This is a genomic window from Stenotrophomonas sp. Steno-Z4 (assembly GCF_056393145.1).
This window is the reverse complement of sequence record NZ_JBWJPC010000004.1, coordinates 121,728-142,699: the sequence shown is the minus strand read 5'-3', so window position 1 is coordinate 142,699 and position 20,972 is coordinate 121,728. Positions and strand designations below refer to the sequence as shown.

At 66.0% G+C, this 20,972-nt stretch carries 16 protein-coding genes; 13 read left to right on the top strand and 3 right to left on the bottom strand.

The window, feature by feature from the left end:
- Positions 1–152 precede the first annotated feature (152 nt).
- The 6 genes from AC06E7_RS11445 (at position 153) to AC06E7_RS11420 (ending at position 8,216) form a co-directional block, all read left to right on the top strand.
- The gene (locus tag AC06E7_RS11445; RefSeq protein WP_478064776.1) at positions 153–1,232 is read left to right on the top strand and encodes an efflux RND transporter periplasmic adaptor subunit; all 1,080 of its coding nucleotides are present in this window, start codon (positions 153–155) and stop codon (positions 1,230–1,232) included.
- Entirely contained in the window at positions 1,229–4,327 is a 3,099-nt protein-coding gene (locus AC06E7_RS11440; protein ID WP_478064775.1) for an efflux RND transporter permease subunit, read from the top strand. The genes AC06E7_RS11445 and AC06E7_RS11440 overlap by 4 nt, the downstream gene beginning before the upstream one ends.
- Positions 4,324–5,313, top strand: a complete 990-nt coding sequence (locus tag AC06E7_RS11435) for an aspartyl/asparaginyl beta-hydroxylase domain-containing protein (protein WP_478064774.1) — start codon at positions 4,324–4,326, stop codon at positions 5,311–5,313. Before AC06E7_RS11440 ends, AC06E7_RS11435 begins: the two co-directional genes overlap by 4 nt.
- Positions 5,310–6,005, top strand: a complete 696-nt coding sequence (locus tag AC06E7_RS11430) for a response regulator transcription factor (RefSeq protein ID WP_184123547.1) — start codon at positions 5,310–5,312, stop codon at positions 6,003–6,005. Before AC06E7_RS11435 ends, AC06E7_RS11430 begins: the two co-directional genes overlap by 4 nt.
- Complete coding sequence (locus AC06E7_RS11425) at positions 5,998–7,320, top strand: sensor histidine kinase (protein ID WP_478064773.1); 1,323 nt, start codon at positions 5,998–6,000, stop codon at positions 7,318–7,320. Before AC06E7_RS11430 ends, AC06E7_RS11425 begins: the two co-directional genes overlap by 8 nt.
- Before the next feature lie 98 nt (positions 7,321–7,418).
- Entirely contained in the window at positions 7,419–8,216 is a 798-nt protein-coding gene (locus AC06E7_RS11420) for a MipA/OmpV family protein (protein WP_478064772.1), read from the top strand.
- A 244-nt stretch (positions 8,217–8,460) separates the two neighbouring features.
- Here the strand turns inward: AC06E7_RS11420 and AC06E7_RS11415 are convergent, their stop codons facing one another.
- Complete coding sequence (locus AC06E7_RS11415; RefSeq protein WP_478064771.1) at positions 8,461–9,420, bottom strand: alpha/beta hydrolase family protein; 960 nt, start codon at positions 9,418–9,420, stop codon at positions 8,461–8,463.
- 140 nt (positions 9,421–9,560) lie between these two features.
- Positions 9,561–10,385: an AraC family transcriptional regulator gene (locus tag AC06E7_RS11410; protein WP_478064770.1), complete on the bottom strand. Its 825-nt coding sequence runs from the start codon at positions 10,383–10,385 to the stop codon at positions 9,561–9,563.
- Positions 10,386–10,864: 479 nt separating this feature from the next.
- On the opposite strand from AC06E7_RS11410, the gene AC06E7_RS11405 reads away from it, so the two are divergent.
- From AC06E7_RS11405 to AC06E7_RS11390, 4 genes are all read left to right on the top strand, one after another.
- The gene (locus AC06E7_RS11405; RefSeq protein WP_217539377.1) at positions 10,865–11,185 is read left to right on the top strand and encodes a hypothetical protein; all 321 of its coding nucleotides are present in this window, start codon (positions 10,865–10,867) and stop codon (positions 11,183–11,185) included.
- Positions 11,186–11,484: 299 nt separating this feature from the next.
- On the top strand, positions 11,485–11,982 hold the full coding sequence (locus AC06E7_RS11400) for a hypothetical protein (protein ID WP_478064769.1): 498 nt from the start codon (positions 11,485–11,487) through the stop codon (positions 11,980–11,982).
- 13 nt (positions 11,983–11,995) lie between these two features.
- On the top strand, positions 11,996–12,169 hold the full coding sequence (locus tag AC06E7_RS11395) for a hypothetical protein (RefSeq protein ID WP_478064768.1): 174 nt from the start codon (positions 11,996–11,998) through the stop codon (positions 12,167–12,169).
- Between the two features lie 494 nt (positions 12,170–12,663).
- A complete protein-coding gene (locus AC06E7_RS11390) occupies positions 12,664–13,479 on the top strand; it encodes an HNH endonuclease (RefSeq protein ID WP_478064767.1) in 816 nt (271 codons plus the stop codon).
- 248 nt (positions 13,480–13,727) lie between these two features.
- On the opposite strand, the gene AC06E7_RS11385 is transcribed toward AC06E7_RS11390, so the two are convergent.
- Positions 13,728–19,025 (bottom strand): putative Ig domain-containing protein, encoded by a 5,298-nt coding sequence (locus AC06E7_RS11385; RefSeq protein WP_478064766.1) that lies wholly within the window; start codon positions 19,023–19,025, stop codon positions 13,728–13,730.
- Between the two features lie 270 nt (positions 19,026–19,295).
- On the opposite strand from AC06E7_RS11385, the gene AC06E7_RS11380 reads away from it, so the two are divergent.
- Genes AC06E7_RS11380 through AC06E7_RS11370 form a run of 3 tightly spaced genes read left to right on the top strand, consistent with a single transcriptional unit; the run spans position 19,296 to position 20,960 of the window.
- Positions 19,296–19,832: a phage tail protein gene (locus AC06E7_RS11380; RefSeq protein WP_478064944.1), complete on the top strand. Its 537-nt coding sequence runs from the start codon at positions 19,296–19,298 to the stop codon at positions 19,830–19,832.
- Positions 19,833–19,862: 30 nt separating this feature from the next.
- Positions 19,863–20,393 carry a phage tail protein gene (locus AC06E7_RS11375; RefSeq protein ID WP_478064765.1) on the top strand — a complete coding sequence of 177 codons (531 nt, stop codon included), beginning with the start codon at positions 19,863–19,865 and terminating at the stop codon, positions 20,391–20,393.
- Positions 20,394–20,420: 27 nt separating this feature from the next.
- Positions 20,421–20,960, top strand: a complete 540-nt coding sequence (locus AC06E7_RS11370) for a phage tail protein (protein ID WP_478064764.1) — start codon at positions 20,421–20,423, stop codon at positions 20,958–20,960.
- Positions 20,961–20,972: the final 12 nt, after the last annotated feature.

The window sequence follows — 20,972 nt, the reverse complement described above, 5'->3', positions numbered from 1 at the left end:
CTGACCCACAACGGCGAGAACGAGCTTACTAGTCTCCGCCGCAATGCCCCGCGACATTTCCACGACACCCCCCCGCCATCCTCGCCGCAGACGCATCGAGGATCGCTCCAGCAATGAAACGAAATCGGATTGCCCTTGCGGGGGGCTTCTCCTTGGCCGCTGTACTGATCGGCGCCGCCTGGGTGGGCAGTGACGAGGACGACGCGGCGCCCGTTGCGCCGCCGACGCCGGTGATGTCCGTGCGACTGGTGCGGCCGCTGGTCACCCGGCTGCCGCTGCGCGTGCCGGCCACGGGCAGCGTTGCCGCCTGGGAGGAAGCCAGCATCGGCGCCGAAGCCGACGGCCTGCGCCTGACCGCCGTGCAGGTCAACGTGGGCGACCAGGTACAGCGCGGCCAAGTGTTGGCGCGCTTCACCCCGGAGCTCATCCAGGCCGAGTTGGCCGAGGCCACTGCCGCAGTAGCACTGGCGGACGCCGAAGCGAAAGAAGCCGCCGCCAACCTGCAGCGCGCCCAGGTGCTGGAGGCGTCGGGCGCGATCGCGCGGCAACAGTTCAACCAGTACCAAGCCGTGGCACTGACCACCCGGGCGCGCCTGGATTCGGCCCAGGCAGCGGCCAACAAGGCGCGGCTGCGGCTGGTGCAGACCCAGGTGCGGGCGCCCAGCGACGGGGTGATCAGTGCGCGCACGGCCACCGTCGGCGCGGTGGTGCCGGCAGGCCAGGAGCTGTTCCGGCTGATCCGCGATGGAAGGCTGGAGTGGCGCGCGGTGGTGGCATCCACTGACCTGCGCGCCCTGCAGCCTGGCCAGATGGCCGTCATCAACATGCCGGGAGCTGGTCCTGTGGAGGGGCGCGTACGCATGCTGGGTCCGGTGATTGATGCCGCCACGCGCAGCGGGCTGGTCTACGTCGACCTGCCCGCCGGGGTACCGCTGCGTGCAGGTGCCTTCGTACAGGGCCACGTTGCCGTAGGCAGCGTAAGCATGCCGACCCTGCCACAGAGCGCGGTGCTGCTTCGCGACGGCTTCCACCATGTAATGCAGGTCGGCCAGGACGGCAAGGTGCGTACCCGCCGGGTAGAGGTGGGCCGGCGCAGCGATGACCGGGTGGAAGTCGTGGCTGGCCTGGGCGCTGACGATGCCGTGGTGGCGTCTGGCCTCGGCTTCCTCGACGACGGCGACCAGGTGCAGGTGATCAGCGTGGCGGCAGCCGCCAAGGCAGGTCGCCCATGAACCTCAACGTGTCGGGGTGGTCCATCCGCAACCCGGTAGCGGTGACGCTGTTGTTCGTCACGCTGGCACTGGCCGGCGCGTTCGGCTTCGCGGCAATGAAGGTGCAGAACTTCCCGGATATCGACTTTCCCATCATCACCGTCACCGCGACACTGCCCGGCGCATCACCCGCACAACTGGAAAATGATGTCGCGCGCAGGATCGAGGATGCGCTGGCAAACCGCCAGGGCATCAAGCACATCACGACAACGCTGAGCGACAGCGTGGCGACCATCAGCGCCGAGTTCCATATCGGCAAGCCTGTCCAGGAAGCAATGGACGATGTGCGCGACGCAGTGGCAAGCGTGCGCGCGGACCTGCCCGCCGACATGCAGGACCCGGTGGTGCAGAAGGTGGAACTGGCCAGTCAGCCGGTGGTGACCTATGCACTGAGCTCCAATACGCTGGACATGGAAGCGCTGTCCTGGTTCGTGGACAATCAGGGAAGCCGGCGCTTGCTGGGCGAGAGCGGCGTGGGTGCAGTGTCGCGGGTGGGCGGGGAGGACAGGGAAGTGCGGGTGGCGCTGGACCCGGACCGGCTGCTGGCGTTGAACGCTACCGCTGCGGAGATCTCAGAGCAATTGCGCCAACTGCAGTTGGAAGCCTCGGGCGGGCGCGTGGCGCTTGGGAACGCGGAACAGTCGGTACGCACCCTGGCAACAGTGGAGTCGGCCGAGCGCATCGCCGACATGGACGTCGTGCTTGCCGATGGCCGCCGCGTCCGGCTGGCTGACGTAGCGGAGGTGTCCGACACCACCGCCGAACCGCGGACCGCAGCGCGAATGGACGGCTGGCCGGTGGTGTCGTTCGATGTGCTGCGTGCGCGCGGCGCCAGCGAGCTGGAAGTCGCCAACGCCGCAGAGGCCGTGGTCGAAGGGCTGCGCCACGAATTCCCACAGATCCAGTTCGAACGGGCGGTGGACTACGTAGCCCCGGTTGCGGAGAACTACCACGGCTCCATGATGCTGCTGCTGGAAGGGGCAGTGCTGGCAGTGATCGTGGTCTTCTGCTTCCTGCGCGACTGGCGGGCGACCCTCATCGCCGCTGTTGCGTTGCCACTCTCGGCCATTCCCACTTTTGCGGTGATGCACCTGATGGGCTTCTCGCTCAACACGGTCTCGCTGCTTTCGCTGTCGCTGATTGTTGGCGTGCTGGTCGACGATGCCATCGTCGAGATCGAGAACATCGAACGCCATCTGCTGATGGGGAAGACGCCGTTCCGCGCCGCCGACGAGGCAGCCAGCGAGATTGGCCTGGCGGTGATTGCCACCACCCTCACGCTGGTTGCGGTGTTCCTGCCCACCTCCCTCATGGGCGGCGTGGTAGGGCAGTACTTCGTACAGTTTGGCTGGACCGCAGCCATCGCCGTGCTCTTCTCCCTGCTGGTGGCGCGCATGCTGACTCCGACCATGGCGGCCTACCTGTTGAAGGCACCCACCCGGCGGCACAAAGCGCCGCGGTGGGTGCTGCGCTACCTGCAGGCGGTGCGCGCGTGCATCCAGCGCCCGCTGCTGACGCTGTCTGTTGCGTCAGCGCTGGTGGCCCTGGGCGTACTGACAGCCGCGCAGCTGCCCGGCGAATTCATGCCGCCCGATGACGGCAACCAGGTGCAAGTGAGCCTTACCCTACCGCCTGGCGGCACGCTTGCCGAGACGCTTGAGCTGGCAGAGTCCGCCCGCGCCATTGTTGCGCGCAGTCCGTTCGTTGCGTCGATCCATACCGCGGTGGGCGCTGCAGGCGGTGGGTCAGGCGACCCTGATGAGGCCGCACCGTCGGCCAGCGTGGGCACCGCCGTGCTGACCGCCAACCTGGTGGCGCGAGGCGAGCGCAGCGGCTTCAGCCGGTCCACCATCGAAGGGCAGCTGCGCACGCAGCTTCACCAGGTGGCGGGCGCGCGGGTCAGCGTGGGCAGCGACAGCGAAGGTCTGGAGCTGGTGCTGGGCGGGGACGATGGCGACCGCCTGGCCAGCCATGCGCGCCGGGTGGAACAAGAGCTGCGCAGCATTCCGGGCATCGGCGCGGTGGTGTCATCCGCCGCCCTGGTGCGGCCCGAACTGGTCGTCCGCCCCGACTTCGCCCGCGCTGCCGACCTCGGGGTTACCTCCAGCGCCATCGCCGACACCCTGCGCATCGCCACGTTGGGCGACTACGTCCAACGCCTGGCGAAATTGAACCTGAGCGAGCGCCAGGTCCCCGTTGTAGTGCGCCTGGCCGACAGCGGTCGCAGCGACCTGGACACGCTACGGCGCCTGCCGGTGCCCGGGGCACGCGGCCCGGTGCCGCTGGAGAGCGTGGCCGACCTGTCCCTGGCGACCGGTCCCGCAGAGCTGACGCGGCATGACCGGCAACGCAACATCAGCCTGAAGGTGGCACTCAATGGCCTGCCGCTTGGGCAGGTGGAAAGCGCTGCGATGCGCCTGCCCAGCTTGGCAACGCTGCCGAAAGGCATCAGCGTCGCCCCCGCCGGCGACGCCGAGGCCATGGGCGAACTTGTATTGGGGTTCGGGCTGGCGATGGGCGCCGGCGTGCTGTGCGTGTACATGGTGCTGGTGCTGCTGCTGAAGGATTTCGCGCAGCCGCTGACGGTGCTGTTGGCGCTGTGCCTGTCCATACCGGGTGCATTCCTGGCGCTGCTCGTAGCCGGCCAGAGCCTGTCGATGCCCTCGATGATCGGGCTGATCATGCTGATGGGCATCACCACCAAGAACGCGATCCTGCTGGTGGACTACATCGTCATCGCCCGGCGCGAGCTCGGCATGAATCGTCACCGCGCCGTGGTGGATGCCTGCCGCAAACGCGCGCGACCCATCGTGATGACCACCATCGCGATGGGAGCCGGGATGTTGCCGGTTGCGTTGGGGCTGGGCGCAGACCCCAGCTTCCGTGCACCGATGGCCATCGTGGTGATCGGCGGCCTGGTGACCTCCACCGTGCTGTGCCTGCTGGTCATACCCGTGGCCTACAGCGTGATGGACGACCTGGTGCAGGCCCTGCAACGGCGCTGGTTTGCTCGCCCGCGCGACAGCGTGCCTGCATCCCGGGAGGCAAACGCATGAACCTGGTCACGCTCTCAATGGCTGCGCTGCTGGCCTATGTGGCCGCCAGCATCGTGTACGTCTACCGGTTCCGTGGTCGCCAACGCTACGCCAGCTTCTCCCAGTACCTGCGCAAGAGCTGGCCCGTATTCGCGCCGCTGAACTGCCTGCTCTACCTGACCACCGCACGCGCGGCGCGGCAGCCGGTGCTGGAGCCGCATTACATCGAGGGCATCCACCGCCTGCGCCGCAACTGGCGACGGATCCGTGACGAGGCCATGCAGCTGCACGCCTCGGGCGCCTTCGAGGCCGCATCCGCGCCTGGTTCGGCCGGCCACCACGATGTCGGCTTCCGAACCTTCTACAAACGCGGTTGGCGCAAGTTCTACCTGATGTGGTACGCCGGCCCGCACCGTTCGGCGCAGCGCCTGTGCCCAACCACCGTTCGCCTGCTGGACGGCATCCCGGGGGTGCGCGCCGCCATGTTCTCGGTACTGCCGCCCGGCAGCGAGCTGAGCCTGCATTCGGACCCATTGGCCTGCTCGCTGCGCTATCACCTCGGGCTGGACACACCAGGAACGGCAGACTGCTATATCTGCGTCGATGGCCAGGCGGTTACATGGCGCAACGGCGAGGATTTCGTGTTCGACGAAACCTACCCGCACTACGCCCGCAACGACAGCGACGCCCTCCGGGTGATCCTGATGTGCGATGTGGAGCGGCCGATGAACCTGCTGGGGCGCACGTTCAATCGCATGTACGCCGGGTTGGCCTGGGCCATGACCGTACCTAACACGGCAGAGGACCGGCAGGGCCCCATCAGCTGGCTGTTCGCACGCCTCGCACCGCTGCGCGAACGTGGGTTGCGGCTGAAGCGCACGCATCGCCCGGTGTACACGGGGCTGAAGGTCCTGCTCAACACCAGCCTGCTGTTGCTGGTTCTTGCGGCTGTGGGTGGCGTGCTAGAGTTTCTCTCGCGGCTATTCAACCAGGTGGGGATGCCATGAGCAGGGGAGCGCTTTCGATCCTGATCATCGAAGACAACGCGCAGCTGGCCGCCAACCTGTACGACTTCCTCGAGGCCTGCGGGCATACCCTGGACGCCGCACCGGACGGGCTTTCCGGCCTGCACCTGGCTTCGTCGAAGGATTACGACGCGATCGTGCTGGACTGGAACCTCCCGCGGCTGGATGGCCTGACCGTGCTGCGGCGGCTGCGCGGCGAAGCAAAGAAGCAGGTGCCGGTCATCATGCTGACCGCGCGTGACCAGGTGGCCGACAAGATCGATGGTTTTGAAGCCGGGCTCGACGACTACCTGGTCAAGCCCGTTGCGCTGCCCGAAATCGAAGTGCGGCTGCGCTCACTGGTGGCTCGCCGCCGCAACGCCGGCGCCGCCGACAACATTCTTCGGGTGGGCGACCTGGCCTTCGACCTGGGTACCTTGAAGGCACAGCGGGCGGGCAGGGCGATCACCCTCACCCGTACCGGTCGCCGCCTGCTGGAACTACTCATGCGCGAAAGCCCGCAGGTGGTGACCCGGGCCAAACTGGAACGCGTGGCGTGGGGCGAAGCCTCCCCGGGAACCGACCTGCTGCGCTCGCACATGTACGTGTTGCGCCGGGCCCTTGAACAGGACACGGAAACGCCGCTGCTGCATACCGTGGCCGGTTCCGGCTATCGGCTGAGCGCAAGTGGATAGGGCGCTGCGCCGGCGCGGCGTGCACTGGTGGACCAGCGTGGCCCTGATCCTGATCGGTCTGCTGGTGCTGTTGGCCATCGCAGTGCAGAGCTTCAGCGGCCAGTTGCTGATGGAAGGCCGCTATTGGGCCGACCTCACGCGAGCAATCTCCAACGACCACGCCGAACGGGTGCGCCAAGGCCGCGCTGGGGAACTGCCACGCGAAGGGCTGGTCCGCTCCTGGTACCTGCCGGGCGGCGTGACGCCACCGGACCTGCCGCGTCCACTGGCCAACCTGCCACCGGGCAACTACAGCTCCGAGGCCTCGTTGCTGGATGACGCGGTGAACCTTGAAGCGGGCACGACCTATCACGCGGTAGTAGCGGATCTTCCCCGGGGCAGGCTGGTGACGCTGGTGGACATCGAGCCCCTGGAACAGCAGCAGAACCGCTACGCACGCCTGAGCCTGCTCTGGATAGTGTGCTTCGCCGCGGTGATTGGCGGTTTCATCGCCTGGCTGCACGCCAACCTGGTGCGACCGGTACGTGACCTGGCCGCGCGCATGCAGGCCATCGACCCCAGCGACACCGACGCGCGCCTGCCGACCGACTACCAGCGCGAAGAAATCCAGGTCATCGCGCAGGCCAGCAACGCGCACCTGGACCGGGTAGCGCAGTTCATCCAGCGCGAGCGCAGCCTGCTGGACCAGGCCAGTCACGAATTCCGCACGCCCATCGCCGTGATTGCCGGCGCCGCGGACGTGCTGCGCCAATTGCCGCTGCCGGATGCCTCGCAGCCGGCGCTGGCGCGGATCGAACACGCCGTGGAAGACCTTTCCGAAACAATGGTGGCGCTGCTGTACCTGGCACGCGAAGCGCCACCGGATGACGAGGTCACGGATGTTACCGCCCTGCATGACTTCCTGCCCCACGTGGCACGCGACCACGAACACCTGCTGCGCGGCAAGGACGCAAGGCTGCACTGCGGCGCGCTGGAACCCACGTTCATCGCCGCACCGGAGGCGATGGTCCGCATTGCGGTGAGCAACCTGGTCCGCAACGCAGTCGAGAATACCGAGGTGGGCTTGGTGGAGATCACCTTGGCGCAGGGCAGGGTGACCGTCACCGATTCAGGCAGTGGCTTCAACCCGGTAGAGGCAGCGCGGCGCTACCGCGACAGCCTGCGTCAGTCCGTGCCCGCGCGCGGGCAGGGGCTGGGACTGTTCCTGATCGGCCGCATCTGCGACCGCTTCCGCTGGACGCTCGACATCGACTCCGGCACCCACGGCACCCGCGCAACGCTGGATGTCTCAGCCAGCGTAGTGGACGTTCCGTAACAGCCCACCCACGACATTCCGCCGACATCGCCACTTCATCCTCACCTGGAACCGACCCGCACCGCGCGGGTCTCCTTCCCGATGAGGTCTGTCGTCTTATGTTCAAGTTCATTTGGCCTTTGCTGGCTTGCGGTTTGTCGTCCACTGCCTTGGCGCAGGAGGGGCCTGGCGGTGATCCGGGTGAGCAGGGTCCGCCGCGATGGGGGCTGGGGATCGCGGCCATGGTGAGCGAGAGCCCCTACGCCGGCGAAGGCACCAAGGTACTGCCCATTCCACTGGTCACCTACCACGGCGAGCGGTTCTACCTGGAAGGGCTGAGCGCCGGCTGGGTGGTTGCAAAAGGCGACTCCTTCGAGCTGGCCGCGGTCGCCAAAGGGCGCATGGACGGGTTCGATGTAAAGGACCTCGGGCGCTCCGAGCTGGCAGGAAACGGCGTGGATTACCGCCTGCTTGAAGACCGTGACATGGGTCTGGACCTGGGGACGAAGTTCAAATGGAGCAACGGCAACAGCGAACTGGAAGTTGAACTGCTCGCCGACGCCACCGACACCAGTGGCGGCCAGGAATTCTCACTGCAGTACGGCTATGGGTTCGACGTGGGAATGGGCCGTATCACTCCCAACGTCGGGGTCACGTGGCAGTCCAAAAACATGGCCAACTATTACTACGGCACCCTGAAGGAAGAAGTGGCGCGCGGCGTGGTGGATTACAAACCCGGCGCGGTGACCATCCCACACGTAGGCGTTGGCTACTTCCGGCCCCTGGGTGAGAAGTGGATGCTGCTGGGCTTTGCCCAATACAAGCTGCTGCCGGACAAGATCACCGACAGCCCGCTCATCGAGCGGGACACGAACGGCAGCGCCTCCGTGTTCGTGGGTTTCTCGCGCGGCTTCTGAGCAAGAGGGCCGCACTGCGCGCTGGCTGACGCATGCCGCGGCATCGCCAGCGGGCAGGCCCGCCGGCCCAAGGCAACGAAAGCTCGGAGCTAGCCTTGCGGCTAAGGCCAACCGCAGCGCGGCCGGGTAGGGTCGGTCGCCAGACGACCGCCCGGAACCCATCAACACCCGCTAACGCATGACCCCGAACAAGCACGAGCTCAACCGAGAGGTGTCACGTAACGGTGCCTTGGCATTTCTGCGCCTACCGAAGCGCGGAATCGAACAGCTCCTTGGCCTGCCGGATAGCCGCCTGATGCGTAGAGCCCTTGTCAGCTCCGACCTCGCACAGCTTGCCCACCCGCTCACGGCCCAGCGCCGTGCAATCGGCCAGGAAGTCGTAGTGGCGCACAGAAGGCAACACCTGCAGGCGCGCCTCGCCATTCGCACCAGCAATGACCTTGCTGTTGGTAGCGGGCGAGGCGATGCCATCGGCCTCACCCACAACCACCGACACCGGGACCTCCAACCGCCCCAGCTCACCCGGCTCGAACGCCTGGACAATCGCCGGCGCCATCAGGAATACCGCGCGAACGTTGGGAATGCTGCGATCCTCCGCTGACTTGGCGACCCAGGGTGCCAGTTCCGGCGTAGTAACCGCTGCCATCCGCCGTTCAAAGGCCATCTCCGGATTCTCGGCCTGCGGCATGCAGACCCCATCCTTCGGCGACGCCTTGCAGAAGGCGACCAGCCTGCCCATCTCAGGACGCGCACCGGCAGCCACCAGCGCCGTGAACCCACCAGCCGAATACCCCACCAGGCCCAACCGGTCCGCATCCACATGCGGAGACAGCACGGGATCGGCCTGCACCGCAGCCAGCGCGGCCGCAAGGTCGTCTGCCCGGTTCCACATCAGAATGCTGCCCGCGTCCGTCATCGGGTCCACGCCGTTGTTCCCGGGATGGTCCACCGCCACCACCACATACCCCGCGCGCGCCAAGGCAGTACCAAACCAGCCCATCATGCGGGCACTGCCGCCATTGCCGTGCGACACCAGCAGCAGCGGCCAGCGGCCCGGCGCAACCGGGGCATCCACGGCAGAAGCTCCCTCCTCGAACAGCGGCGCGCCCGGCGGCCCAATCGTGAGTGGCTGCTCCTTCGCACCTGGCTGGGCCGGGTACCACACCGTATAGCGCACGCGGTCGCTGTGGCCGGCATCGCGCACCGCTGCACTGGCTGTGTGCGCTACGCCATGGGCTTCCCCAACAGCAGGGGAGGGCTGAGCCGACCATGCCACTGGCGCGAACAGACAAGACAACAGGACGAAGGCGTGTGGCAGTACTCGCACGGAAGAATCTCCTTGGGTCAACCCGGGTTGGACAGCGGCAGCCAGATCTCAACGCCACCGTGTCCGGTGCGGTCGTCGAAGCGGGCGTCATAGCGTTCGAAATCAGGTGCGTCTGCCAAGGTCAGGCCGGAGCCGGGCAGGTGGTCGTTCAACAGCCAGAACCAGGTGGAGCGGATCGTAGAGATGTGGCCCGCATGCCACGCCACCAGATAGTCCCCGGCCGGGATGGAAACGGCCTGCCAGGCCGACGGCACGGCGGCGCTCGCACCGATCTCCATGCCGGCGATGTAGTCGAAGGCGCCCTCGCCATCGCGGTTGCAACAGACCCCGAAGGCGACATCCTTGCCCAGCTCCCGGGTCAACGCCAGCTGCTGCCACTGCGAGGGAATGGACGCCACGGTGGCGGCGGTATGACGGGCGCGGATGCCGGCCACGCGTAGCGGGCCAAGCCGCCGGCATTCCGGCTCCACCTCGCAGGGCAGGGGTGGGGCGTCGAGCTTGATGGCCTCTACCAACGCCAGTCCCTGCAGACCTTCCCGCCGCACCTGCTCCGGCGCCTGCTTGAACTGCTCCGTAAAGGCATGGGTGAAGGCGGCATGCGAGGCATAGCCGGCAGCCAGGGCGACATCCAGGATGGGTACGTTGCCAGCAGCCAGGGTGCGAGCCGCCTCGGTCAGGCGGCGCGCGCGGAGGTAGCGCGCCATCGAGGTGCCGGTGCTGACCTGGAACAGGCGAGAGAGGTGGAACGGCGAGAGCTCGACCGCCTCGGCGATCTGGCCCAGCGACGGATTCTCGGCAAAGTGGCTCTCGATGTACCACAAGGCCTTGCGTGCCGCTCCCATGACGCCTGCTCCGTGCCAGTGACTGGGTGGCAGCGTAGCGCAGGGCGCGGGAGGGCGTTTGCGGGATCTTGCTGTGGGTGCGCGGTGTGGGTTGGGAGCGACAGGGTTGGAGGTTGTTCGGCGAACATATTTGCTAGCGCCAGCAAGTCCGGAAGTGCGACCTGGTGCCTTGGTAAATGCGTGACTGCGCACGGAATCGCACGAAATGATTTGCCCGCCACATGCCGTTTCGCGGTTCCATTGATGCCGTTAACCGCGACCGGACGACATCGAGTTCCAGTACTCTCAAGTCTGTCGCATGGTGTGCCTTGGGTGTCAGAACCCGTAGCGAGCATTGCAAGTTGCACGACCTGTGTCGGGAGGGTGGCCGAATACAACACCCTCGCGGAAATACGTCGCACCGTTCTAGCTCGTTCGCGGTTCTGAACCTCCCGACTCCCTCGCCATCCCGGCGAGGGAGAACACAGAGGAGAACCATCATGCACGACGACTGGACGAACTTGACCCCCGAGCAACGCGCCCTTCTCAGGGGCTTCTGGCGCGCGCCGAAGAGCGTAATGATCAATGCGCTTCATCACGACGGGCTCGAAACCTATCCCGGCTGCCCGACGATTCCCTGTCTGAAGGCGCGGGGGCTATGGATGCGTGGACTGGGCGTCGAGCCCGGAACACGGATGTACCTGGGCATCGGGCGTGATCTGTTTGTCCTCGCGAAAGACCCGTCGCCAGAAGCGCTGTCCAAGGCGATGGTGCGGTTTGAGAAGACGGGTGGCAGCTGGAAGCTGGGGCCGGTTGGATAGGTGAGCGTCGAGGCGGGGCGGCGGAAGCGTCGCCCCGGACCCGCAAGGGCGCAAGCAAGCGGGATGTCGCTTTGCAGATAATGGAACCGGGCACGTGGCTGCAGTGGCCCGAACCCGGCCCATAGGGGACGTTGCATGAATCAACTATAGAAACTCGCTGCTTGCGTTCAAGGTCATGCCCCAAAGAAATGATCACCAGCCGGGCGGTTGATCGGGATACAACCCCACCGCTGGCCGACCCCGGCACAGATGGCTATAGTCGACCGCGGGGATCCGCCCAATCGACGCATGGAAGCCCGATGAACCTGTTATCCCGTCCGCCGAATCGCCCTTATCGCAACCTGTTCGTCGCGGCATTGGTTGGTGTCCCCGCCGGATATCTCATGGGGTCACTTCCAATCGTCCTGATCGACCTGTTCGAGTACGCCTCACTTTCGCGGACATTGGCGCTGATCGCCAGTGCTGTGCAATTCTCATTACTCGGTTACATAGTCATGGTGCCGCTGCTTCTGGTGTATGGACTTCCTGCACTCTGGCTGGCCCTGAAAGTCCGCCTCGCCGGGCCGGCGACAGCGTTCGCAACCTCCATGCTACCTGGGCTGTACATATGGTTCAGCGACTGGCCCGACTCGAGTATCTACATGATACCGTTGGCCGTATCTGCAGCCACGGGCCTGGCATTTGTAGCATTGGCGTATCGGGGCGCTGAAGACGCAAAGATGCCTGACCGGGCGCCAGGCGTTCGCGACCACGGCGAATCCAAGGCAACCAAGAGCAATCCAGAGCGTCCCCGTTAGCAGGATGAGCGCCATGAAGGAGTATCTGATCTTCGCGGCAGTGTGTCTGCTGGCCGGCTGCACCACGATGCCGCCGCTCACCGACGGCGTCACGGTTTCGCTTCGCTCGTACGATAACGCTACAGGTGACTACGTCTTGGAGCTGCGCAACGAGACGAAGCGGTCGATCCTGCATCTGAATCCATAGGTGGCATTCGACACCATTCGCTCACCAGACCCGGAGCCGTTCCTGGAGTCGCCGGAGGGAATGGTGCTGATGGTGCACGACACAAAGCTTGTGGCGGGCGGCTCTGCTGTCATTTCGGGCAAGTGCACAGCCGAAGGTGCTTGCTCCAGACCGGGAACCTACGCGGCCGTCTGGGCCTGTCGGCCGGCCAAAGAATGGAGTTGTGAGCAGCACCTCCCAATCTGGTCGAAGACGCCGTTGAATGGCGTCTAGCGTTGTATGATGCGGTGCCCGCCAACGGCATTTCGTCCCCCGGGCAGGTGTCGGACTCCTGTCAATCGGGGAGACGATCGTCCACGTTGCGCAGATCGCATGTGTCGTGCTGCGTTTGTTGGCGCGTGGGCCGGAAGACGTCTCTGTCAGAAGAATGCAAAAGCGAGGGCCGCAAGAATAACTGGCCATTCTTTAGCTGCCATGTACGAACGGTCTCATCAAGGCTCTGCGAGGGGGAGTGGATGGCGGTTAATCAGGAAGAGCGTGCATATCGGGCGTGGAAGATACTTGCAACTGTGGCATCGAACTCCAATGGACTGATCACCTACGGAGAGTTGGCCAAGGAAATCGGTGTCCACCCACGCGCGGTTCGTTATGTGCTGGGGGTCATTCAGGCATACTGCCTCGACCAGAAGCTTCCGCCTCTAACGATCCTGGTCGTAAATGCGCAGAATGGCGCGCCAAGCTCAGGGTTCATCGCGTGGGATGTAGAAGACCTGCCCGAAGGGCTGCGCAAGGTCCGTAAGTACGCATGGAACGAGGACGAGAATCCGTTTCTGTATGCAGCCCAAGGCGAAACTCAACGAGTGCTGGCCGCGGAGCTGGATTCCGACCCCGGAAAGGCTGCCGACATCTATGCGCAAGTAAAGGTGCGCGGTACGGCGCAATCGATCTTCCGAAAGGCGCTGCTGCTCGCGTACCAGGGTCGGTGCGCAATCTGTGGACTGACTTTCGAGGATGCCCTTCAGGCGGCCCACCTGATCGAATGGAACTCCTGCAGCGCCGCGCAGAGGATGGCTATTCACAACGGTCTGTTGCTTTGCGCAACCCACCATCGCCTGTTCGATTGCGGTTACATTACCGTCGCGCCAGATTACACCGTGTATTACGTCGATCCGAAGGGTAGGGATGGGGCGTACTCCAGCGCGGACAGCCAGGTCTCTACGGCGCTCCATGGCAAAAGCGCCTTCATGCCCAAGGACCGTCGCCACTGGCCTTCGGAAGAGTGCCTCCGCTGGCACTACACGGCACACGAGTGGAAATTCAACGCCATGTAGCTGCATTGCCAGGCAATTTGGATGCCAGTTGCGTGCATAGTGTCCGCAGGTTGCCGGCTATTCTGCCGGTCGACTCATGTTTTCCACATCAGAGCTCGGTAGGTCGCCATCGACGGCACCCCCTGTGAGGCGACGTGGACATCTGCGTGGCCCGGGACTTCTCCACGGGCCAGCGCAAGCGAATCGGGCCGGACCGGGGAGGCGTCCAAGGAAGTGCTTTGCCGCCCCCGGCGACACCAAGAGCACCGTTACAACTGCTTGTCCAGGCTGATCTGCACGCCGTGGTCGCGGTCCTCGCCGCTGCCTACCAGGCCACGGTAGTCAACCCGCAGGCCCCAGTTGCGCCGGAAGTCGAACATCAAGCCGGCGCCGAACATCCAGCGGTTGCGGTCGAAGCCGTCCAGCGAGGTGCGGTAGAACGGTACGCCCACCAGATCGGCGTATTGCATGGTCGCCACACCGCTGCCCTTGAAGTCGTGCTGATACTCCACCCGCAGCTGCGGCGTCCACGCTCCCCACACCGCCGTGTTACGGAATTCCATGCGGAAGCCCGCGTTGCCGGTGCTGGTATCCACATCCTGATCACCGTAGCGCAGTGCGAAGAGCTCGCTACCGCTTTCCGCATACGGGTCGAGGGTGCCCTGCGAAGCATCCAGCCGTGCGTACGGCGTCAGCATCCAGTTGCCGCGCACCACGTCGGCACCCAGCGAAAGCGATCCGAACCACTGGCTGCCGTCGCGCAGGGCATGCACGAAGCTGCCGTCGCTGGTGACATAGCGCCGCAGGTCGTAGTCCAGCAGCTGGTGGCCCACCAAGGCATCCACGAACAGATGCTCACCGGGGGTGTAGCTGGCATACAGAGCCAACGTGTACGCCTGGCCATCGCTGCGGCTGCCGTTCTCGCCCACGTCGGTGCGGTCGCGGCCGTAGCCCAATGCCACGCCCAATGCGAGGTCGCGCCCGACCTGCAGGTCGCTGCCCAGCGTCACGCCGTCCGTGTTGAAGTCACCGCCCGCGCTGCCACGCCCATTGCTGCGTCCGCTGCGCACGCTGCCGCCCACCCACAGCCCGAGCGGGGCCTGGGACTCGTTTGCAGTGGTGGCCGGCGCATCCAGGCCGGGTTCGCGGTCGAACGGCTGGCGCCGCTGTGCATCGCAGCCGGTGCCGGGCAGGGTGCCCACCGCCGGCTCGCACCGCTGCGCGCCGTAGCCCAGGCTCACGTTGTTGCTGAAGCCGTTGTTGCCGCCGGCCCCGTGCAGGCGCTGCATGCGTTGCTGGATGTTCTCGATCTGCGAGGTGGCAAACCGGCGCGCGGTATCGGCCTGGGCCGACAGCAGTCCACGCACTTCGGGGTCACGGGTCGGATCAGGACGCTGGGTGACCTGCAACGTGTAATCCCGTGTGCCGGTGAAGCCCAGTGCATCCGTGGAGGTGATGGTGAAGGCAAACCCACCTGAAGCGGTCGGGGTGCCCGTAAGCGCACCGGAACTGGCCAGCGACAGACCGCCCGGCAGCGCGCCGCCCGTGACAGCATAACGGTACGGTGCGGTGCCACCCGTGGTGGACAGCTGCTGCTGGTAGCCATTGGCGAACAGGCCAGCCGGCAGCGTTTCCGGCGTAAGCGTGAGCACCGGTGCGGCCACGGTCAGCGTGTAGGCCTGGGTGAGGGTGCCCGCGGTGCCGGTGGTGCTGTCCGTAGCGGTGACGCTGAAGCTGTAGGTGCCGGCCGCGGTCGGCGTGCCCGCCAGCCGGCCGCTCGCCGCATCCAGTACCAGGCCCGCAGGCAGGCTGCCTGCGCTGCTGGCAAAGGTGTACGGCGCCACGCCGTTTCCAGCGCTGAAGTCCACCTGGTACGCGCTGCCTGCCGTGGTAGCGGGCAAGGCACCGGCGACCGGGGTCAGGCTCAAGGCCGGGCGCGCCACTTCCAGCGTGTAGTTCTGCACCACGCTGCCCGCGGCGCCACCGGTGCTGTCGGTGGCGGTAATCGTCAGCGCAAAACTGCCGGCCTGGGTCGGCGTGCCGGACAGCACGCCGGTGCCGCCATCGAAGACCACGCCGCTGGGCAGTGCACCGCTCAACGCATAGCTGTACGGGGCTACGCCGCCGGCGGTGGTGACCACCTGCTGGTAGGCCGTGCCCGCAGTGGCGGGTGCCAGGGTGGGCGGGGTTACCATCAGCGTGGGACTGGCCACGGCGAGGGTGAACGTCTGGCCGCTGGTGAAGGGCCCGGCGCCGGTGCTGCTGTCGGTGGCCGTCACCTCCAGCATGAAGCTGCCAGCCTGGGTCGGCGAACCGCTGATGGTGACACTGTCCGCCGTGCTACTAACGATGGCAACGCCAGCGGGCAGGTGGGTCACCTGGTAGCCGGTGTACGGGGCCGTACCACCGGCCCAGCTGAAGGTCTGGCTGTAGGTCGATCCGGCCACCGCCGAGAGCGCGCCCGCAGTGCTCACGGTGATGCTGGGCATGCCCACGGTGATGCTGACCGTCGCCGGTGCGGAGGCGCCGCTGCCGTTTCGGGCGAGGTAGGTAAAGCTGTCGCTGCCTGCAAATCCAGCAGCCGGCTGATAGCTGATCGTCGTCGCCCCGGTCACCGTTGCGGTGCCGTGCGAAGGCGCGCTACCCACCTCAACGGAGGTGGCGGCGCCGCCGGACAGCGCAAGCGTTACCGGAGCAGCGGGCGCCCCGTAAGCGAACGTGGCGCTGACATTGCCCGCCACCGGCAGGCTGTCGGCCACGGTGATCGAACGGGTTGAGCCGACGCTGTACGGGCCGGAACCGCCCGAGCTGTCGGTGGCAGTGACGGTGAAGGTGAACGTTCCCAACGCGGCCGGGGTGCCGGTGATGGCGCCGGCACCGTTCATGCTCAATCCCTGGGGCAGGGCACCGGCGGTGACCGCATAGGTATACGGCGCGGTACCACCACTGGCCGGGTCGATCGTGGCGGTATACGCCTCCGATCGCGTTGCATCCGGCAGCGGTCCGCCCGGCAGCTGGAGGACAGGCGCCCCCAACGTCATCGTGTAGGCCTGGCTGCCCGTGTACGGGCCAGGGGCGGCACTGGTATCGGTGGCGGTGATGGTGAAAGCGTACGAGCCGCCGGCCGTGGGCGTGCCGATCAGCGCGCCCGTCGCACTCAGAAGAAGGCCAGGCGGCAGCGCACCGGCTGTCACTGCAAAGGTGTAGCTGCCACTACCCCCCGTGGCGGTGATGGCCTGGTTGTATGCCACACCGACGACAGGGGACGGCAGCGTCGCGGGTGCTACGGTCACCGGCTGGTCATCGTTGACGATGGTGACCGTGCCGGAGGCCTTGCCGATGATGGCACTGCTGGCACCGGACAAGGTGACGGCGAAGGTCTCGTTCGGTTCCGGGGTGGTGTCTCCGTTGACCTGGACCACGATGTCGCGGGAGAGGACGCCCGGCGCGAACGACAGGGTACCGCTGCTGCTCACATAGTCCGTGGGCGATACCGCGGTGGTGTCCGAAGTCGCGTAATTGACGGTGACTGCCTGGCCGCTGGCCGCGGACAGCACCACCGTGAGCGTGGCGGACGACGTACCGGAATTGCCCTCGGTCAAGGAGATATCGTTGATCGAAAGCGTCGGCACGGCATCGTCATTGACAATGGTGCCCAGCGCCTGGCCGTCGGAGACGGTGGCACCGCTGACGTTGCTCACGTTGACGAAGAAGGTTTCATTGGGCTCGTTCAACGTATCGCCGAGCACCAGCACAGTGAAGGTGGCGCTGCTGCTCCCTGCAGGAATGACCTGCCCACTCAGCGAGGCGGCAGTGTAGTCACTGCCGGCGGTGGCGGTGCCATCGGCGGTGGCAATGTCGAACGCGACTCCACCCGGGCCTGCCGGCCCGCTGAGCGAAACCGTGAAGGTCATGGCGGTGGTGCCGGTGTTGCCCTCGTTGATGCTGACGTCGTTGATGGACAGCGCGGGTGCGTCGTCGTCGATGATCGTACCCGTCGCCGAGCTCGGCGCGGCGAGGGTGTAGCCGGAACCGGCGCTCAGGGTGAGCTGGACCGTTTCATTGGCTTCAGGGCTGGCGTCCGCCACAGGCGTGATGGTGATGGTGCCGGTGGTGGCGCCGGCGGCGATCGTCAGCGGCGCAGTTGGCGCTGCATAGTCGGTTCCGGCAGTGGCAGTCCCCGACAGACCGAAGCTGATCGAGAGCGGCGTCAACGCAGGCTGATCCAGCGTGACGGTATAGACCAGCGGGGTGCCGCTGTCCTCGTTCACCGTGGCAGGCGCTACCGAAATGGACGCCGCAGGCACGTCGTCATTGAGGATCGTGCCGGTGGCGCTGGCGGGCGCGCCCACGGTGTAGCCGCTGCCGCCGGCCACCGTGAGGATGACAGTCTCGTTCGCCTCAACCACGTTGTCTGCAGTGGGATTGATGACCACGGTGGCGGTGGTCGCACCGGCGGGAATGGTCACCGTTGCGACCGCGCCGGTGTAATCGATGGCGCTGTCCGCCGTGCCACTGGTGGTGAGGTTGACGACGGTGGCCGAAGACAGATTCAGGCTGCGGGTTACCGTGTAGACCAGATTCGTCCCGCCATCTTCAGAGACGCTGGCCGGCGCCACCGCAATGGACACGCTGGGCGGAGGACTGACAGTGAGGGTGAAATTCTCAACCTCGAAATACGTACCCGGACCGGTGCTGCTGTCGGTAACGCGGATGGTGACCGGGTAGTTGCCCGGGGCCGAGGACGCGTTGCCACTGATCACCCCGTTGCCGGCCAGCACCAGGCCGATCGGCAGGGCGCCCGTTTCCAGCTGGTAGGTAAGCGGTGCAACGCCGCCCGTAGCAGAAAGCGCTTGGTTGAAGGGCACGCCCTGGATCGCGGTGGCCGAGGCCGGCGCCATGGCAATGCTGGGATTCTGTACCGTGCCGCTGTAGCTCTTGTCGACCGATGCAGACGTGCCATCGGTGGCGCGCACGCTGAAGGAATACGCGCCGCGCTGCGTGGGCGTGCCGCTGAGGGTGTCGCCGGCAAGCGAGACGCCGAGGGGCAGGGTGCCGCCCACAAGGCTGTAGGTGTAGGGATCCGTGCCGCCGGTGGCGCTCAGGGTCTGCGTGAATGCCGCACCGGCGCGCAGCGTGGGAAGCGTAGCCGGCGCGACCACGATGGCGGAATTGGCAGGGGTGACGGTGATGTTGACCCGCACTGCGCCGCCATTACCTTGCGCTTCGCCGTCGGTAAACTCGAAGGCGTCGGAGGTGGTGTTGCTGCCGTCATGGCCGTAGTCGACGAACCAGCGGCTGCCGTCGACGCGAAGGTTCGCCGTGCCGTTCTGGGGGAACGCAGGGCCATCGACCTGGCCATAGCCGAAGTTCTCCGCCCCCTGCGAGCAGTCTGTGATCTCTATCGTGACGGTGCCGCCGTTGGCTACGGTGGCGAACTTTTCCGCGCACACCGGTGAGGTGTGCGCCGCCCGCGCGGCACCGGGCCAGCACAGTGCGGCGAAGGATAGAAACATCGAGATCGCGAACAAACGCGCGAAGCGCGCGCGGTCATTAAGGTACGCCATGACCTTTCCCCCTTGGAAAGATTTCACCTGGATGCAGAACAACATCGAGGTGCGCGTCCTTTGCTGGCTGCCCCGAGAGCGTTTCTCGCTCCCGTCGTTCCTTGACGTTGCCAGCGGCAGGCATCCACGCCTCCCCCCTGGCCGCAATTGGAACAGAGTCCGAGGGCCGAAGGAAGTGCCCGTCCTATGGGGCTTGTGAACAGCCTGAATGGCGTTCAGAGTAAGTGCGCGTCACTCCGGCGCCGCCGCTCAGCATCCAAGGGGGATCAGATGAGCGAATTTTTCGTCGGTCAGATCATGATGACCGGTTTCAACTTCGCGCCCAAGGATTGGGCGCAATGCAATGGGCAGATCCTGCCGATCCAGCAGAACCAGGCGCTTTTTTCGTTGCTCGGCACCCGTTACGGCGGTAATGGCAGCCAGAACTTCGCACTGCCGGATCTGCGCGGTCGCGCCCCGGTTGGCTCCGGGCCGTCCGCAGACCCGAATTGGCAGCCACCGCCGGTGCAGCCGGGGCAGAGTGCCGGTACCGAAACGGTGACGCTGCTGAGCAATCAGCTGCCCCCGCATGGCCACCAGGTCAGCGGCGTGGCCACCGCCGGCGACAATCGCAATCCGAGCAGCCGCACCTTTGCCGGAACCAATGGCGGGGTGAAGTTCTATGCAGCGCAGGGCGGTGCGGAAGTCATGCAGGCACCCACTTCTGTGGCTCCCGCAGGCGCCAATTCGCCACATCCGAACATGCAGCCGTACACCGCGCTGAACTTCTGCGTTGCCCTCAGCGGCATCTACCCGTCCCGCAGCTGAGCCCCGGCCCCACACAAGGAGTACAACCACATGAGTGTTCCCTACGTCGGCGAGATTCGCATGTTCGGGTTTTCGCGGGTACCCACGGGATGGTTTGCCTGCGACGGTTCGCTGCTTTCCATTGCCGAAAACGATGTCCTGTACACCCTGCTCGGCACCACGTACGGCGGCGACGGGGTGACCACCTTTGGCATCCCCGACCTGCGCGGCGCCGTGCCCCTTCACCAGGGCCAGGGCCCCGGACTGACGTTGCGCCCGCTTGGCCAGCGCAGCGGCAGCGAGACGGTCACGCTGACCCTCCCGCAGATGCCCAGCCACACCCACGGGCTGGTTGCCAGCAGCGTCGCCGCCTCCCTGGACACCCCCGGTGCAACGGCACTGCCGGGTGTAGTCAGCGGTGAAACCTTCTACGTCAGTGACGTGGCTAACGCGACCGCCGTGCAGATGGAACCCACTGCCGTGTCGAACGCCGGCGGCAACCAGCCGCACGAAAACTGCATGCCCACGCTGACCGTGCAGTACTGCATTGCGTCCGCCGGCATCTTCCCTACGCAGTCCTGACCCACGCCCCCGCACAGAGAGACGACCATGACCACACCCTTTGTCGGTGAGATCCAGATGTTCGGCTTCGACTACAACCCCTACGGCTGGGCGTTCTGCAATGGCGCCACGCTGCCCGTGACGCAGAACAGTGTTCTGTACTCGTTGCTGGGCATCACTTACGGCGGCAACGGCAGCAGCACGTTCCAGCTTCCCAACCTGGTGACGCGTGCGGCCTGTGCCCAAGGCGCCGGGCCGGGCCTGACCCCGCGCAGGGCCGGCGATACCTTCGGGGTCACCGCGGTTACCCTGACCGAACAGCAGATGCCGTCGCATCAACACGTGCTCACCGCCTTCCAGCAAAGTGACCCTGCCAAGCGCAGCAGCGCGCCTGTGGCAGGCGGCGGTCTCTCGCAGCCGGGGTCCAATGCGGTGAAGCCCTTCAGCACCAGCCCGCCGACCACGCCGATGTCGCCGACCATGCTCAAGCCCACGTCAGGCGCTGCCCAGCCGCATGCCAACCAGCAGCCCTACCTAGCGGTGAACTTCTGCATCGCACTGACTGGCGACTATCCCGTCTTCCCGTGATGGGCTTGCCGC